At 69.7% G+C, this 16,159-nt stretch carries 17 protein-coding genes; 5 read left to right on the forward strand and 12 right to left on the reverse strand.

From position 1 onward, the window contains the following. Nucleotides 1-91: 91 nt before the first annotated feature. The 4 genes from AC1RRW_RS16845 to AC1RRW_RS16860 form a co-directional block, all read right to left on the reverse strand. Nucleotides 92-1,699, reverse strand: coding sequence for an ABC transporter substrate-binding protein (locus AC1RRW_RS16845; RefSeq protein ID WP_492902078.1), 1,608 nt, complete (start codon nt 1,697-1,699; stop codon nt 92-94). A gap of 84 nt (nt 1,700-1,783) precedes the next feature. Beyond that, the gene (locus AC1RRW_RS16850) at nt 1,784-3,199 is read right to left on the reverse strand and encodes an NAD(P)-binding domain-containing protein (protein WP_492902079.1); all 1,416 of its coding nucleotides are present in this window, start codon (nt 3,197-3,199) and stop codon (nt 1,784-1,786) included. Nucleotides 3,200-3,409: 210 nt separating this feature from the next. Continuing rightward, the gene (locus tag AC1RRW_RS16855) at nt 3,410-4,171 is read right to left on the reverse strand and encodes an SDR family oxidoreductase (protein WP_492902081.1); all 762 of its coding nucleotides are present in this window, start codon (nt 4,169-4,171) and stop codon (nt 3,410-3,412) included. Further along, nucleotides 4,168-5,157 carry an NAD-dependent epimerase/dehydratase family protein gene (locus AC1RRW_RS16860; RefSeq protein WP_492902082.1) on the reverse strand — a complete coding sequence of 330 codons (990 nt, stop codon included), beginning with the start codon at nt 5,155-5,157 and terminating at the stop codon, nt 4,168-4,170. Before AC1RRW_RS16860 ends, AC1RRW_RS16855 begins: the two co-directional genes overlap by 4 nt. Nucleotides 5,158-5,404: 247 nt before the next feature. On the opposite strand from AC1RRW_RS16860, the gene AC1RRW_RS16865 reads away from it, so the two are divergent. Continuing rightward, nucleotides 5,405-5,662 carry a hypothetical protein gene (locus tag AC1RRW_RS16865; RefSeq protein ID WP_492902083.1) on the forward strand — a complete coding sequence of 86 codons (258 nt, stop codon included), beginning with the start codon at nt 5,405-5,407 and terminating at the stop codon, nt 5,660-5,662. Between the two features lie 40 nt (nt 5,663-5,702). Then, nucleotides 5,703-6,101, forward strand: coding sequence for a hypothetical protein (locus tag AC1RRW_RS16870; protein WP_492902084.1), 399 nt, complete (start codon nt 5,703-5,705; stop codon nt 6,099-6,101). Nucleotides 6,102-6,209: 108 nt separating this feature from the next. Here the strand turns inward: AC1RRW_RS16870 and AC1RRW_RS16875 are convergent, their stop codons facing one another. Continuing rightward, a complete protein-coding gene (locus AC1RRW_RS16875; RefSeq protein ID WP_492902086.1) occupies nt 6,210-6,830 on the reverse strand; it encodes a hypothetical protein in 621 nt (206 codons plus the stop codon). A gap of 115 nt (nt 6,831-6,945) precedes the next feature. Beyond that, nucleotides 6,946-8,208, reverse strand: coding sequence for a Coenzyme F420 hydrogenase/dehydrogenase, beta subunit C-terminal domain (locus AC1RRW_RS16880; RefSeq protein ID WP_492902088.1), 1,263 nt, complete (start codon nt 8,206-8,208; stop codon nt 6,946-6,948). A 193-nt stretch (nt 8,209-8,401) separates the two neighbouring features. Here AC1RRW_RS16880 and AC1RRW_RS16885 point away from each other — a divergent pair, with 193 nt between their 5' ends. After that, the gene (locus AC1RRW_RS16885; protein WP_492902090.1) at nt 8,402-8,614 is read left to right on the forward strand and encodes a hypothetical protein; all 213 of its coding nucleotides are present in this window, start codon (nt 8,402-8,404) and stop codon (nt 8,612-8,614) included. An 86-nt stretch (nt 8,615-8,700) separates the two neighbouring features. Further along, on the forward strand, nt 8,701-9,021 hold the full coding sequence (locus AC1RRW_RS16890) for a polyhydroxyalkanoic acid system family protein (RefSeq protein ID WP_492902092.1): 321 nt from the start codon (nt 8,701-8,703) through the stop codon (nt 9,019-9,021). Nucleotides 9,022-9,044: 23 nt separating this feature from the next. On the opposite strand, the gene AC1RRW_RS16895 is transcribed toward AC1RRW_RS16890, so the two are convergent. After that, on the reverse strand, nt 9,045-9,539 hold the full coding sequence (locus tag AC1RRW_RS16895; protein WP_492902094.1) for a hypothetical protein: 495 nt from the start codon (nt 9,537-9,539) through the stop codon (nt 9,045-9,047). Between the two features lie 150 nt (nt 9,540-9,689). Between AC1RRW_RS16895 and ybaL the strand changes: the two genes are divergently transcribed. Beyond that, nucleotides 9,690-11,390: a YbaL family putative K(+) efflux transporter gene (gene ybaL, locus AC1RRW_RS16900; RefSeq protein WP_492902096.1), complete on the forward strand. Its 1,701-nt coding sequence runs from the start codon at nt 9,690-9,692 to the stop codon at nt 11,388-11,390. Nucleotides 11,391-11,393: 3 nt separating this feature from the next. On the opposite strand, the gene AC1RRW_RS16905 is transcribed toward ybaL, so the two are convergent. The 5 genes from AC1RRW_RS16905 to AC1RRW_RS16925 are packed head-to-tail and all read right to left on the reverse strand — an operon-like array spanning nt 11,394 to nt 16,053. Beyond that, a complete protein-coding gene (locus tag AC1RRW_RS16905; protein WP_492902098.1) occupies nt 11,394-12,338 on the reverse strand; it encodes an ABC transporter ATP-binding protein in 945 nt (314 codons plus the stop codon). Further along, complete coding sequence (locus AC1RRW_RS16910) at nt 12,335-12,970, reverse strand: ABC transporter permease (RefSeq protein WP_492902099.1); 636 nt, start codon at nt 12,968-12,970, stop codon at nt 12,335-12,337. The genes AC1RRW_RS16905 and AC1RRW_RS16910 overlap by 4 nt, the downstream gene beginning before the upstream one ends. Continuing rightward, nucleotides 12,970-13,599 carry an ABC transporter permease gene (locus AC1RRW_RS16915; RefSeq protein ID WP_492902101.1) on the reverse strand — a complete coding sequence of 210 codons (630 nt, stop codon included), beginning with the start codon at nt 13,597-13,599 and terminating at the stop codon, nt 12,970-12,972. Before AC1RRW_RS16915 ends, AC1RRW_RS16910 begins: the two co-directional genes overlap by 1 nt. A gap of 10 nt (nt 13,600-13,609) precedes the next feature. After that, complete coding sequence (locus AC1RRW_RS16920; RefSeq protein ID WP_492902103.1) at nt 13,610-15,166, reverse strand: HAL/PAL/TAL family ammonia-lyase; 1,557 nt, start codon at nt 15,164-15,166, stop codon at nt 13,610-13,612. Nucleotides 15,167-15,168: 2 nt separating this feature from the next. Next, on the reverse strand, nt 15,169-16,053 hold the full coding sequence (locus AC1RRW_RS16925; protein WP_492902105.1) for a glycine betaine ABC transporter substrate-binding protein: 885 nt from the start codon (nt 16,051-16,053) through the stop codon (nt 15,169-15,171). Nucleotides 16,054-16,159 lie beyond the last annotated feature (106 nt).

Here is a 16,159-nt window from a genome sequence, read left to right on the forward strand (position 1 = left end):
GCCGTCATTGCGAGGAGCGCGGCGACGAAGCAATCCAGGGCCGGCGCGCCATACCCTCCTGGATTGCTTCGTTGCGCTCGCAATGACGGTCTCACTTCCGGCTCAGGTCGCGGAAATCGATCTGGCGGTGGAACTGGTAGACATAGCCCTCGATCGAGGGCTGCATCACCGCGTCCTGAGAGGGCTGCCATAGCGGGATCTGCGGCATCAGCTCGAAATGCCGGGTGTTGAGGTCCTTGCCGAGCGCCGCATACTTCGCCGCGTCCGGCTCGAAGCGGGCGGCCTGCGCCCATTCGGTGACCTGCGGATCGTTCAGCGAGGAATAATTCCAGCGGATCGGGCCGATGTAGAAGTTGCGGTAGAAGTAGTCCATCGAGGGCAGCCAGGCGACGATGCCCTCGGTGAAGAACGGCACCTTCTTCTCGTTGATCAGCGTCGACATCTGCGCGTCCGGCAGCTTCTGGATCTCGACCTTGATGCCGACCTTGGCGAGCGATTCCTTCAGCAGCGCCGCCATCGGCTCGGCCGTGCCGGCCTGGCCGACGTTGAACGAGAAGGTGGTCGAGAAGCCGTCCGGCATGCCGACCGCCGCGAGCAGCTTCCTGGCCGCCTCCAGATCGGTCTTCAGCGGCTGCGCGATCGGGAAGGTCTCGCCGCTCGGCGCCTTGCCGTCCGCCCAGGCCGCGCCGTAGAGCGGCTTGCCGCGCCCGAACAGCGCCGCCTTGAACATGTCGTCATAGGGCAGGGCCGCGGCGATCGCCTTGCGCACCTCGATCTTGTCGAAGGGCGGGGTCTGGTTGTTGAACGAGACGAAGGTGATGGCGTTGTACTGCGGCGTCGAGACGACCTTGAGCTTGCCCTTCTTCTCGAGGTCGGCGGCGTCGGTCGCCTGCAGGTCGATGACGATGTCGGCGTCGCCCTTCTCGACCAGGTTGGCCCGCGTCGCGGCCTCGGGGATCGTCTGGGTGATGATGCGCTTGAAGGCGGCGGGTTTTTCGGCCGAGCCGCGGTTCCAGTCCGGGTTGCGGCGTAGAATCGTGGTCTCGCCCGGCTTGTAGCTCTCGATGATGTAGGCGCCGGAGCCGGCCGTGTTCTCCTTCAGCCAGGTCAGCGCCCAGGGGTCGTCGGCCGTCGCCTTCGACTTGGCGAGCTTGGAGTTGAAGATCACCGGATAGACCACGGCGAGGTTGGCGAGCGCGAGCTTGTCGGGCTTGGGCAGCGTCACCTCGAAGGTATGGGCGTCGACGACCTTGAACTGGTCGGGGCTGGTCAGCGAGCCGGTGAGCAGCTGGCCCTTGCCGAGCACGTTGGCGGTCACCGCTCGGTCGAGCGACCATTTCACGTCCTCGGCGGTGACCGGCGTCCCGTCGTGGAACTTCGCGTCCTGGCGCAGCTTGAAGGTGATCTTCAAGCCGTCGGGGCTGACGGTGTAGCTCTCGGCCAGCTCCGGCTTGAGGTTGTCGAGGTCGAAGACCCATTTGCCGTCGAGCTGCTTCTTGCCGAAGGAGAGCAGCCGGTCATAGGTCAGGAGCGACAGGCCGAACGCCTCGCGGGTCGAGCCGGGGATGTTGGGATCGAGCGTGTTGATCGCCGCGCCCGTGACATGGCGCAGCGTCTCGGCGCGGGTCTGGGCCAGCGCCGGCAGCGCCGTGGCGGCCAGCAACGCGACGGCGAGAAGGCCTGTTCTTGCGGTCGTCATGGTCGTTCCCTCTCTATTGCAGCCTGACCGGCAGCTTGGTTCCGGACGGAACCGGATGCAAGCGTCGCGCCAGCAGGTCCGCCCTCAAGCCGGCGGACGGAGCACGGCCTGCGGTTCGTCATAGGCCCTGAAGGCGGCCCAGTGCTTCCCGACATCGGCGCGGAACAGACCGCGCGTGACGCCGGAGACGAGCTTGGGCACGGCGGTCGTCATCGCGTTGATCGAGGAGCCGGACGCGCCGAAGCTCAGCGTCGAGGCGATGGTGAAGAGGTGGATGTCGGCGAGCCAGGGCGTCAGGCCCGGCGTCTTCTCGGTCAGCGCATAATCGTCGGCGAGATAGGGAAAACGGCCGAGCCGCTCGTCGCGCTCCTCCGGCGGCGGCTGGTAGCGGTCGGCCCAGGAGGCGATGTTGGTCGCGGCGCGCGCGAGCTCGGGCCGCATCGCCGGGTCGATGTCGATGCCGGTCGCGCCGATCACGAAGTCGACCGTGACCGGCCCGGCCCGCGTCACGAGCTCGACGCCGCTGCCTGTGTCCTTCGCCGCGAGCACGGCCGCGCCCAGATGCAGGCAAAACGCCGTGTGGCTGGCGCAGCGGTCATAGGTCGCCTGCGGAAAGCCCTCGCGCATCTGCAGGATCGCGCTCATGAAGCGCCAGCGCCAGGCGTCGTCGAGATCGCTGAAATGGCGCAGGAAGCCGCGAAAAGTCAGCCAGCGATAGGGCTGGATCACCTGCGGCCGCGGGCGACGGCAGAGCAGCCGGACCTCGGCCGCGCCGGCCTCCAGCGCGGTCGCGGCATTGTCGAAGGCCGAGGCTCCAGCGCCGATCACGGCGACGCGCTTGCCGGCGAGCGCGGCGAAATCGATGGCCTGGGCCGAATGCGCGCGCCGATGCCGAGGCAAAGCCGCGATCGCCTCCGGCAGCGTCCAGTCGCCCATGCCCTCCTGGCCGGTGGCGAGCACGATCTTGCGGGCATGCAGCGTCCGCGCGCCCTCGGGCGTCCTGACCGTGACCGCGATCAGCCCGGCTGACGGCGCGATGTCGACGACCTCGCGGCCGTTGCGGACCGGGATGCCGACGACGTGTCGGAACCAGGCGAGATAGTCGGCCCAGTGCTCGCGGTCGATCAGGCCGAGCGCCTGCCAGCCTTCGACGCCGAACTTCGCCTCGTGCCAGGACTGGTAGGTCAGGCTCGGAACGTCGAGATCAGGGCCGGTGAAGTCCTTCGGGCTGCGCAAAGTGCGCATGCGCGCATAGGAGCGCCACGGGCCTTCCTGCCCGGCCGACGCCTTGTCGAGGACGAGGATGTTGCGAACCTGCGAGCGCAGCAGACCGAAGGCGGTGGCGAGGCCGGACTGGCCGCCGCCGACCACGATCACGTCGAAGGCCGGCTCGCCGTCCGGCCCCGGCACGGGCGCGAGCCAGGGCGCGCGCGGATGGGCGATGCGGGCGAGGTCGCTCGCGATCCGGCTTTCGAGGACTGAGAGGCCGTCATGCTTCATGGTTGCGCGCCCATGCGGCGATCATGCCGGAATTGGTCGTAGCCGCAAGACGAGCGCCGCATAGCAGAGCGCGACGCATCCGGTTCCCCCCGCTCTTGCGATGGTGAGGAGTAGGGGGCGGTCCGACCGGGTGCTCGAGTTTGTCTCGCCCGATCGACCCGCCTCCCACCCGGCCTTCCCCACCGCAAGAGCGGGGAAGGTGAAGGAAATTCACGCCGCAAGCCAGCCGCCATCGACCGGCAGCGTCGCGCCGGTGACGAAGGAGGCTTCGTCGCTGGCGAGATAGAGCACCGCATGGGCGACCTCCGCGGCCGTGCCGAAGCGTTTCATCGCATGGCGTTTGCGCGAGGCCTCGCGGATCGGTTCCGGTTCGGCATGGCGGGCGAAGCTGCGCCGCAGCATCGGCGTGTCGATCGCGCCTGGCGCGACCGCGTTGACCCGGATGCCGTCGCCGGCATAGTCCAGCGCCATCGTCCGGGTCAGACTCAGGATCGCGCCCTTGGCGGCGATATAGGCGCTGTTGCCGCGCCCGCCGGCGAGCGCGAGCTGCGAGGCGAAGGTGACGATCGCGCCGCCGCCCTGCCGCTGCATCGCCGGGATGACGGCGCGCGCGAACAGGAAGGCGCCGCCGACATTGGCGCGGAAGACGGCGTCCCAGTCATCGGGCGCGGTCGTCGTCACCGTGCCGCCGCAGGAGAAGCCGGCGGCCGTGACCAGGATGTCGATGCGGCCGAACCGCGTCAGCACGGTCTCGGCGACCTCATCGGCGAAACCGGGCAGGCCGACATCGCCGGCCCGGGTCAGCGCCTGCCCGCCTGCGGCGGCGATCTTTGCCAGCGTGGCGGCGGCGCCCTCGCCATCCCGATCGACGACGGCGACCTGCGCGCCTTCACGCGCAAACAGCAGCGCCGTCGCCCGGCCTATGCCGGAGCCGCCGCCGGTGATCAGCGCGACTTTGCCCGCGAGCCTCATCGCGTCGTCTCCAGGGCGCGGCCATGCGCCTGCCACCAGGCGGCGAGCGCGGCGGCGGAGTCATCGGCCCCGGTCGGAGCCTCCCAGCCGAGATCCTCGGCCAGGCGCCCCGTCGCGAGCGGGGCGCGGTCGGTCGCCGAATGCAGGTCGATCGTCGCCGCCTCGCCCGGCTCGGCCAGCCGGCAGACGAAGCCCGGAAAATGCCGCGCCAAGGCCCGGCCCCAGCCGAGCGCGGTCGCGCGGCGGCGCGACGAGACGTTGTAGAGGTCGTGCGCCAGCGCAGGCGCGGCGGCGACGGCGCGCACCGCTTCGGCCACGTCGGGCGCGAAGATCCAGTCGCGCAGGCCGGGCCTTTGCAGCAATGCCGGCTCGCCCATGACTGCCGCCGCGAGGATCTGGCAATGCGGGCTCAGCGTGTCGCGCACGCCGGTCGCCCTCTCCCAGGGGCCGAAGACGCCGCTCAGCCGCAGCGAGACGAGATCGACGCTCCAGAGCGAGCCGAGCCGCCGGGCGACGCGCTCGCTCGCCCATTTGGTGATCGCATAGAGCCCGACGGGCTCGCCCGGCGTCGTCTCGTCGAGCGTCGCGTGGCGCTCGCCGGCCGCGCCATAGGCCGCGGCCGAACTCAGATTGATCACGCGGCGGACGCCCGCGTCGCGCGCCGCCGCGATCAGCGGCACCTGCGCCAGCAGGTTGACCCGCAAGATCGTTTCGGGATCGGCCGCGTCGCGGGCGGAGCCGGCGGTGATGGCCGCGCCCATCACCACGACGTCGAGCCCGGGCGTCACGGCGTTCGCGATGGCCTCGCGGTCGGTGACGTCGCCGGCGACGCCGCGGAGCGTGCCGGGCAGCGCCGCGAAGGCGCGCGATGCCGCCTCGGGCAAAGGCGCGCGGTCCAGCAGCACGACCTCGTCGCCCCGGCCGAGCATATGCTCGGCGATGTTCAGCCCGACGAAGCCGACGCCGCCGACGATCAGCGCTTTCACTGCCGCGAACCCCCTTGCGCGACCCTGCGCGCGCCTCGCGAGCTAAGCGGTTTGGCGCGCGTTCAACAAGCCCGCGGCGTCCTGCCGGCCATGCGGACGCCGTCACGCGCATTGCCTCGAGGCCGGCCATGGTCTAGGCGTCGCCGCGACCCGCTTTCGCCCGCCACTTCGATCAGGCCGGGCCTTGCGCAGCCGCCACGTCCTTCCCGAAAGGAACCGGCGGCGCCCATCCGCGAAAGGACAGACCATGGCCCGCAAGAAATCCAAGCCGCTCGAGGCCGAGTTCGTGATGTTCGACGTGTTTTATGTCGACGGCTCGCGCACCTCCAACAGGCGCGTGCCGAACGCCCTTCTCGGCGGCCTCGACGGCGACGAGCCGGCGCGCGGCGCCATCGCCGAGCAGGACCGGGTGATCGCCGAGAAGTCGGGCCGGCCCGCGCTCGAAATCGAGACGATCGTCCGGTCCGGGAAGGCGGCCGAGAAGCCTGCCCGAAAGGCCGGCTGATCTCGAAACCGGCAACCGACGGCAAGGTTCCGCCCAGCTTATGCGCCGCGCGCTTAACCTCTTCTACATGAGCGTGCTTGACCTCGAAGAGCAGTTGGATTGTAGTCCGGCCGCATCTTGGGAGGCTGAAAGGAAAATCAGAATGCGTACCCTCTTGATTGTCGGCGCCCTGGCCGCCTTGCTCGCCGGTTGTCAGACCGCGCAGGAATCGCTGGCCGACGCCGAGGTGACCTGCGAAGCGCAGGGTTTCCGCCCAGGCACCCGCGCCTATCAGCAGTGCCGCTCGGCGAACTATGTGGAGAACCGGCGCGCCTCGAACGAGGCCGGCAGCGCGGTTGCGGCCGGGGTCGCCGCCGGCGTGATCGGCGGCGCCCTGATCGCCGCCGACAACCGCTCCTATTACGGCCATGGCTATTACGGCCGTCGCGGCTGGTGGTGATCCGGGCCGGGACCTGACGGTCTCGCCGGTCGACAAGACAATTCGGGCCCGGCGCGCTGCGCCGGGCCCGTTTCATGTTCGGCAAGCCAGATGCCGCCCGGCAAGCTATCAGGCGCGCCTGTTCGCCGTGCGTTTGCGCGGGGCAGGCTCCGGCTGGCTCGAGCCGCTCAGCAGCGAGCCGAGAACGTAGACCGCGATGCCGATCCCGAGCAGGGCGGCCACCGGCTCCTTCTGGGCCCGATGCACGATCATGCGGCCGCCGTCGCCGGCATAGTCGCGAGCCTGCTCGGCATAGTCCCTCGCCTGGCCGCCATAGCCGCGCAGCCATTTCTCGCCGCTCTTCAGCGCGCTCTCGCCGGTCGAGGCCGCTTCGCCCGCATAACCGCTGAACAGATTGCGCAGACGATTGTAGTCGGGCTCGTAGCGCGACCGCGGCGGCTCGCGCAAGGCGGCCCAGGCGACGAGTCCCATGCTCAGCGCGCCCAGGCCGAAGGCGACGATCGGGTGGCGCTCAACCGCGTCGATCACGGCCCGGCCGCCCTCGCGCGCGGTCTCGACCGGGTCCATCTCGGTCACCGCCTCGCGGGCGCGCTCATAGCCGTCCTTGACGGTCTCTGTCGCCTTGTCGGCGAGGTTGGACGCCTTGGCGCGCAGGCTCGACGTCGCGTTCGCGGCCTCGTCGCCGGACTCGTCCCAATCCTTCGGGACGTCCGGGGGAAACTTGTTCATGGTCGCCATCGCGAACCTCCATCGCTGAAATCCCTGTCGAACCCTTAGAACGGCAGGGCGGCGGCAGAGTTCCGGTCGAGGTGTGGAAAAAACTGGCTGACGCCGCGGGAGCCGCTCAGTCGGATGCGGCTTGGCGCGGCGTCTGGCGCGGCGCCTCGTCTTCCGCCGGTGCGAGCCCATAGGGTGCGACCAGCGGCCAGATATGGTTCGGAACCATGGCGCGCAGCCGCCTCGGCTCGGCCCGGCGCAGATGCAGCACCGTCTCGACCGCCTTCATCTCGATGCGGGCGCGGGCGAATTCGAGGCCGCGCGGGCCTATCCTCGGCATCAGCCAGCCCATCAGCGGCCGGAGCCAGTCCGGCATCGCCCGGAGCGGCAGGCCGCCGGCGGCGCGCGCCACATTGGCCGCGAAGCCCTTGACCGAGCCATGGCGCTTGCCGGCGCCGCCGAGCTCCGAGAGAACGACCTCGTCGCCCAGAAGGTCGAGCAGCTCCTGCCCGCGCGCATTGCGTACGATCAGCCATTGCCGGCCTTCGCCGGCCATGTAGCCGACCGTGATGTCGGCCAGCGTGTTGCTGTAGTCGACGCAGGTCCGGCAGGTCAGTGGGAAGAAGTCGCCCGGCAGCTTCGACAGCGGCAGCCGCAGGAACGGAATAGCCCTGACCCGCCCATCGTCGAAGCGCAGCTCGACATGATAGTCGGCGCGGAATTCGAGATAGGTGATCGTTTCCGGGGCATCGCTGAGCAGCGCCAGGAATTCGTGGAAGCGCTCGGTCGTGGTGTTGTCCGAGCATGGCGTCCCGATGACATAGATGCGCTCGAAGCCTAGCTCGCGCTCCAGCGCCCGCAACGCATAGACCTGGCACGGTATGCCGATGAGCGCGATCCGCTCGTGGCCAGCCGCGCGCGCCGGCTCCAGAAGGGCGAGCAGCGGCGCATAGCCCATCCGCATGCCGCGGCACCGCGCCATGTCCTGCGCCCGCGTCACGATCACCGGCACGGGCTTCCAGCGATCATGAGGGTCGGGCGCCATGGTCAGCACCGCGTCGATCAGCCCCGCCTCCAGCAGGCGCTCGGCCAGCCGCGTCGTGATGCCGGTCCATTGCGCGCCCTCGCGCGGAGCCTTCAGCGCGGCGCGGCGCATGCTGCGGAACGGGCCGAAGAAGCGCTCGTCCGGCCGCCGCGGATCGCGCCTTCGGCCATGCACCCGCAGCTCCAGCGCGGGATAGTCCGGCTGGATGAACTGGCAGGCCGTGCCGCACCTCTTCGGCTCGGCCATGCGCGAGACGCCGCAATCGGTGCACAGACCGCGCGGCGCGGGCGGATTCAACTCCGGCGTGATCGGCGGGCCGCCTCGTTCGGCCGGTGCTGTCGCCAAGGGCGGCTTCCTTCGGGCTCGCATCGCTGGCCAGCATCGCGCCGACGCGCCATCCGCACAAGCCAGGCGCTCGATGCGGAGCCGGCAAAGGCATAGTGGCGACGCAGGCCGGCCATGCCGAAGCCAAAATTCGCTGCGATGTCTTCTGAGATAAGGGGATTCGAGCAGAGATTCGAAGTGGAAGGAGACGCGCATGGAAACACAGCACCTCCAGATCGCCGTTCCAGGCGTCATGTCCGATCCGGAATGGATCGCGCTCGAGAGCCTCGACGAAGAGACCAGCCGCTTCATCTTCGACGATTGCATGCTGGTCAGCCTGAAGGACCGCGGTCTCGTCGAGCCGCGGGGCGGCCGCTGGCGCGTCACCGCCCATGGCCAGCGAGCGCTGAGCGAGCGCGCGTCCTGAGGCGGGCGCCTGCCGTCGCCGCTGGCGTGCGGAAAAATTGCGCGGCCGCGCTGGACATCGCGCGGTCGCGTCACCACTGATCAGGGATGGCCAAGCCCGTCAGCATCACCGTTTCCCATGAACTCGGTCGCGAGGCGGCGCTGTCGCGGCTGCGCGACGGCATCGACCGCATCCGCGACAAGCTCGGCCTGCTCAAGATGCAGCTCGTCGAGGAGAGCTGGGCCGGAAACGAGCTCAGCTTCGGCGTCGTGGCGCTCGGCTACACGGTGCGCGGCAAGCTCACGGTCGAGGATAGCTTCGTCCGCATCGAGATGATGTTGCCCTGGCTGCTCGCCACCTTCGCCGAGAAGCTCAGGATCGGCGTCGAGAAGCAGGGCCGGATCCTGCTGGAAAAGCCCAAGGTCTGAAAAGGTCAGAGCGACGGCGCCCCCTACTGCGGCGCCTTGAAATCCCCGTACTCGATCTCGGCGACGACGCCGCTGTCGGATTCGAGCCGGCGCGGCAGGCCGTCCTCGCGGCCGATCCAGATGCGGCTGGAATCGAGCTTGCCCGGCGTCATCGGATTGCTTTGCTTGTAGGAATAGACCGCCAGCGCGACCCCGCCGCGCGTCTCGAAGCTCGGCCCCGCGCACTGGCTGAAGGGCAGCATCACGAGCGCCTGTTCTGCCACGGCGCGGCGTTTCGCGCCGTCCATCGGCATGCGACGCCAGGGCGCGGTCGGGCTCTCGCGCATGAACATCGCATCCTTCAGCATCACGCTTTCGAGCACGACGCCGGCCATCGAGACGCGCTGACGCGAGATCTGCTGCGGGCCGGCGAGGCTCGCCTTGACGATCGGCTCGCAGGCGGGCTCGGCGGCGCGTGCTGCCGTCGTCGCGAGCGGGATCGCGGCTGCGGCGCAGAGCGCCCGGAGCGTCGGTGTCATGTCGATGCCTTTCCCAAGCGGGCGGGCCTGATTCGAACACTCTCGATGATTTTTGCGAAGGCGTCACGAGTGGCGCGCTAAGGTTGAAAACGCGGACTCCAGACCGCAAGTTCGAAAATCGCGTTATCCTTCATCCGACCCGGAGATTCGATGTATCACGGCCCGCTCATCGCCATTCTCGTCGCGGGCCTGTGCCTTGCCTTCGTCTTCGGGGCGCTCGCCCAGAAGTTCAGGATCTCGCCGCTCGTCGGCTATCTCCTCGCCGGCGTCGCGGTCGGCCCGTTCACGCCTGGCTTCGTCGCCGATCAGGGGCTGGCGAACCAACTCGCCGAGATCGGCGTCATCCTGCTGATGTTCGGCGTCGGCCTGCATTTCTCGCTGAAGGATCTGCTCTCGGTGCGCGCCATCGCGGTGCCGGGCGCGCTCGTCCAGATCGCGGCGGCGACGCTGCTCGGGCTGGGGCTCGCGCTGTCGCTCGGCTGGAGCGTGATCTCCGGCCTCGTCTTCGGGCTGGCGCTTTCGGTCGCCAGCACGGTCGTGCTGCTGCGCGCGATGCAGGAGCGCCGGCTCGTCCAGACCGAGAAGGGCAGGATCGCGGTCGGCTGGCTGATCGTCGAGGATCTCGCCATGGTGCTGGCGCTGGTGATGATCCCGGCGCTCGCCGACGCGCTGAACGGGGCGAACCCCGGCGCGCCCGTGCCGCTGGCCGGCCGCTTCGACCTCGGCCTCTGGGGCGTGCTCGGGCTGACGCTGGCCAAGGTCGGCGCTTTCGTCGCCTTCATGCTGATCGTCGGCCGCCGGGTCATCCCCTGGATCCTGCACTGGGTCGCCCATACCGGCTCGCGCGAACTGTTCCGGCTGGCGGTGCTGGCGATCGCGCTCGGCGTCGCCTTCATGGCGGCGAGCCTGTTCGGCGTCTCCTTCGCGCTCGGGGCCTTCTTCGCCGGCATGCTGCTGAGCGAGTCGCCGCTGAGCCAGCGCGCGGCGGAGGAATCGCTGCCGCTGCGCGACGCCTTCGCGGTGCTGTTCTTCGTCTCGGTCGGCATGCTGTTCGACCCAGGCATCCTGCTGCGCGCGCCGCTGCCGCTGATCGCGACGCTGGCGATCATCCTGATCGGCAAGTCGCTCGCGGCCTGGCTGATCATGCGCGCCTTCGGCCGATCCGACGCGGTCGCGCTGACGATCTCCGCCAGCCTCGCGCAGATCGGCGAATTCTCCTTCATCCTCGCCGGTCTCGGCGTCTCGCTGAAGCTCCTGCCCGAGCAGGGCCGCGACCTGATCCTCGCCGGCGCGATCCTCTCGATCCTGCTCAATCCGGTGCTGTTCGCGCTGGTCGACCGTTTCGCCACGGAAGCCAGCCCGCCGAAGCCGAAAGCCAGCGCCGCCGGCGCCGAGCCGGAGCCGGAGCGCGACATCGTCCCCACCGCCCTGTCCGACCACATGGTCGTGGTCGGCTACGGCCGGGTCGGCGCGCTGCTCGGCGCGGGCCTTGCCGGGCAGGGCCGGCCTCTGCTCGTGATCGAGGAGCAGCCCGAGGCCATCGCCGCCGCGAAGCGCGACGGAGCCGAGGTCCTGGCCGGCAACGCCGCCGATCCGGCCGTGCTGGCGGCGGCGGGTCTTGCGCGGGCGAAACGGCTCTTCGTGGCGATTCCGGAGAATTTCGAGGCGGGGCAGGTCTGCGAGCAGGCGCGGCGCGACAATCCCGACCTGCCGATCATCGCGCGCGCCCATTCGGACGCGGCTGTCGCGCATCTGACCAAATGCGGCGCGACGCTGACGATCATGGGCGAGGCCGAGATCGCCCGCGCCATGCTGGCGCAATGCGGCGAGAGGGACCCCGCGCCGGCCTGAGCGTCAGGCCGCCGCGCCGCGCGCGCGGATCGCGGCCATCGTCACCTTGCCGATCGCCCTGCCGTCGGCGTCGGCCAGCGTCGCCTCGTCCGCGCCGGCCGCGAGCATGGCTGCGAGCGCATCGCGCAGGCTCGCTTCGACCGAGAGACGCGGCCCGGCGGCCGCTTCGCCGGGCTCGACGAGATCGCCGGCGCGCACCAGCGAAAGCCGCCGCAGCGCCCGGTCGGCTCCGACGAAATCGGCGACGAAATCGTTCGCCGGCGCGGCCAGCAGACGGTCCGGCGTGTCGTATTGAACCAGCCCGCCGTCGCGCATGATCGCGACGACGTCGCCCATGCGGATCGCCTCGTCGATGTCGTGCGTCACGAGGATCACGGTCTTCTCCAGCCGGCGCAGGATCGCCAGGAACTCGTCCTGCAGCCGGCCGCGCACCACGGGGTCGACCGCCCCGAAGGGCTCGTCCATCAGCATCACCGGCGGATCGGCCGCGAGCGCGCGCGCGACGCCGACGCGCTGGCGCTGGCCGCCCGAGAGATGGCGCGGATGGCGGCCCATGAACTGGCCCGGATCGAGCCCGACCAGCGCCAGCATCTCCTCGACGCGGGCTTGCGTCCGCGCCTCCGGCCAGCCGAGCAGTTTCGGCACCGTCGCGACGTTCTCCGCGATGGTCATGTGCGGGAACAGGCCGATCTGCTGGATGACGTAGCCGATATGCCGGCGCAGTTCGACCGGATCGCCCGTCGTCACGTCCTTGTCGCCGACGAAGATGCGCCCCGAGGTCGGCTCGATCAGCCGGTTGACCATGCGCATCGTCGTGGTCTTGCCGCAGCCCGACGGGCCGATCAGCACGCAGATCCTGCCCTTTTCGATCGTCAGGTCGAGCGCGTCGACGGCCGGCCGCGCGACGCCTGGGAAGATCTTGGTGACGGCCTCGAACCGGATCGTCATGACGCCCCCATGCGCGATTGCCGCGTCATCAACCGCTCCACCCCGGCGAAGGCGAGCTCGACGAACAGCGCCAGCAGCGCCACCGCGACCGCGCCCGCGATCAGCTGCGGAAAGTTGAAATTGGCCATGCCGGCGGTGATCAGCTCGCCCAGGCCTCCGCCGCCGATGAAGGCCGCGAGCGTCGCCGCCGAGACGATCTGGACCGCGGCCGTGCGGATGCCGGCGAAGATCACCGGCAAGGCGAGCGGGATCTCGATCCGCGCCATTACTTGGCGGTCCGACAGGCCCTGCCCGCGCGCCGCCTCGACGATGTCGGCGTCGACCTCGACCAGGCCGGTATAGGTGTTCAGCAACAGCGCCGGCAGGCCGTAGAGCGTCAGGGCCGCCACCGACGGCAGGAAGCCGGTCCCGAGCAGCGGCAGCATGATCACCAGCAGCGCGAGCGACGGCACCGTGCGCAGGATGTTGACGATGGCGATGGCGGCGTTGGCGAGGCCGCGCCGGCGCGTCAGCGCGAGCCCGAGCGGCAGCGCGATCAGGATCACGGCCGTGAGCGCCACAGCCGACAACTGCAGGTGATTTCTCAGCGCCGAGCCGAAGATGCCGGGGTTGTCGGTGATCCATTGCCACATCAGGCGCTCTCCGCCTGTGCGGCGCGCAAGGAAAGCTCGACCCGGCGCAGGCTCTCGTCGCAGGCGATGGCGAGCGCCGAGGTCGCGACCGCGCCGACCACGACCTTCTCGCCGAAATCCTGGGTGATGCCCTGGAAGATGATGTCGCCCAGGCCGCCGGCGTTGATGAAGGCGGCGACGGTGGCGACCGAGACTTGCGTCACCACGGTGATGCGGATGCCGGCGATGATCACCGGCAAAGCCAGCGGCAGTTCGATCGCGAAAAGCCTGCGCCAGCGGCCGAAACCCATGCCGTCGGCGGCGTCGAGGATGTCGGGCGAGATCTCGCGCAGGCCAGTCGCCACGTTGCGGATGATGATCAGCAGCGCATACATCACCAGCGCGACCACCGCCGGGCCGAAGCCGAGCCCCAGCACCGGGATCAAGAGCGCGAAGATCGCCAGCGCCGGCACGGTGTAGAGCGCGCCCGAGACCAGCAGGACGGCGAGATAGACGCGCGGCCTTCGCGCCGAGAGCACGCCGAGCGGCAGGCCGATCAGAAGCGAGATCAGGAGGCCCGCGCCGACCAGCCGGACATGCTCCCAGAGCGCGACCAGCAGCCGGTCCCAGTTCTCGATCGCCCAGGTCATGACGGGGCGCTCATGACGCGGCCTCGTCGCCGGTCGCCATCTCGGCCAGGATCAGCTCGCCGCGCTCGATCGCCAGCGCCAGCGCCTCGTATTCGCGCCCCATCGGCCGGTCGTCGTCGAGACGGGCGACATGACGGCGCACGAAGCGATGCGCGGCCTGCGTGCCGCGCCCGAGCGTGATCGCCCCGCGCAGATCGACCGCCTCCGCCGCCGCCACCAGTTCGATCGCCGCCAGCCGCATCAGGCGCCTGGCGATGGCGTGCGTCTTCTCGACGATGGCCGGCGTCATCGGCGCGTAATCCTCGACGCCGTCGGCGACGGGCAGCGTCATCGCGCCGAGCGGCAGGGCGAGGTGGCGGATCTCCGCCTCCAGCGCGGCGGCTGTCTTCTGGCTGGTGGCGAAACCGGCATGCGTTTCGCCATGGCGCGTCAGGAAGCGCGGCAGGTCGCTCATCGCCGGCGACATCAGCTTGACGATGCGCGCCGCCGAGGCGGCGGCCAGATGCGAGAGCGCAAGGCCGGCGGCCTCAAACGTCAACGCGAGCTCGGTGGTGTCGAAGTTGACGCTGGAGAGCAGCGTGTCGCGCGCGACCAGCACGGCCGGGCTATCGGGCGCGCTGGCGAGCTCGTTGTCGACGGCGAGGCTCGCGGCCGCGACGGCATTGACGGCATGTCCGGCGACGGGGGCAAGGCATCGGAAGGAGATCGGATCCTGCAGCCGGCGCGCGCGTCCGGGCTCGAACAGATCGCTGCCTGACAGAAGGTCGCGCAAGAACCTGACCCCGACCTCGTGCCCGGGCATGGCCCGCAAGGCGGCGAGATCGTCGTCGAGCGGCGACAGATTGGCGCGAAAGCCTTCGAGGGAGAGCGCGCCAGCCGTCAAGCCGGCATGCCGCGCCTTTTGCATGGCCTTGACCGCCAACGCGCCCAGCCCGACGCTCTGCGCATTGGCGTTGAGCAGGGCAAGTCCGTCCTTGGGACCGAGCACGGGCAGCTTGATGCCCGCAGCCGCCATCGCCTCGCCGCCCGGCATGACCGCCCCCCGGAACTCGGCCTCGCCCATGCCGACGAGCGGCAGGAAAGCCTGCGCAAGCGGGCTCAGATCGGCCTCGCCGAGCGAACCGATCCGCCGGACCAGCGGATGGACGCCGGCGTTCAGCATGGCGGCGATCGTCTGGGCAAGCTCGGGCGAAATGCCGGACATGCCGTGGCAGATGGCGACGAGACGCGCCGCCATCACGGCGCGGACCTCCTCGGTGGACATCGTATCGCCGACGCCCACAGCCCGCGCCTGGATCGCGCGTGCCTGGAAGGCCGGGATCGCCTCGGCGTCGAGGCGCGTATCGACCGCCGCGCCCAGTCCCGTGGTCAGCCCATAGACGCTGTCGCCGCGCTCCAGCGCGCGCAGCACGATCGCGCGCGCCGCCTCCAGGCGAGGGCCGACCGATCCATGCAGACGCACTGGCGCGAGATCGAGGGCGATCGCCGAGATCGACTCGTGGCCGATTGGCTTTCCCCCGAGGACGACCGGGGGATGCCGTTCCCCCGCCTCGGCAGGCTTCACCACGCTCAGTTCACCAGCCCCTTGGTCTTCAGGAACGTCGCCGCCACGGTGCGCGGCTCCTTCTTGTCGACCTCGACCTGCCGGTTCAGCTCCTGCATCGTCGGATTGTCGAGCGCGGCGCCGACCTTGTCGAGAATCTCGACGATCTTCGGATTGGCCTCGATCTCGCGGCGCACCACGGGGGCGAGGAAATAGGGCGGGAACAGCGACTTGTCGTCGTCGAGCGCCACGAAACGCTCGGCCGCGATCTGCCAGTCTGTCGAGAAGCCGTTGGCGACCTCGATCTGCTTCTGGTTCAGCGCCTCGTAGCGCAGGCGCAGCGCGGCGAACTGCTTGAACTCGGCGAACCTGATCCCATAGACCTCCTCCAGCCCCTTGACGCCGTCGCGACGATCGACGAATTCGGTGCCGGCGCCGAGCCTGAGCCTGTTCGCGACCTTGCCGAGATCGGACAGCGTCCTGAGGTTGAATTCCTTGGCCGTCTCGGGCCGGACCGCGATGGCGTAGCCGTTGTTGATGCCGGACGGCTTCAGCCAGGTCAGGTTGAACTCCTTCTCGTAGAAGGCCTTGACCATGGAGCGGACCTTCTCGGGGTCGGTCTCGGTCACGCCTTGCGCCTTCATCACGGCGTTCAGGCCCGTGCCGGTGTATTCCGGATAGAGGTCGATCGCGCCGCTCTTCAGCGCTTCATGGGCGACGAGCGTGCCGCCGAGATTGATCTTGCGCTCGACCTTGAAGCCGGCGTTCTCCAGAGCGGCGGCGTAAAGCTCGGCGACGATGAACTGCTCGGTAAAATTCTTCGAGCCGATCTTGATCGTCTGCGCGGCGGCGGTGGAGAGGCCGGCCGCGATCAGCGCGGCGGCGGCGAGCAGCGTTCTGGCGAGGCGCATGGGTCTCGATCCTTCTTCGTTCGGTCTGGCGATCAGGCTAGCGGCTGTGACGTCCGGCGCAAGCGACGCCGGCGGGAAAGCGTGAAACGGCCACGCAAGCGGCGTG

It is taken from the genome of Allobosea sp. GW821-FHT12C12 (genome assembly GCF_058807355.1).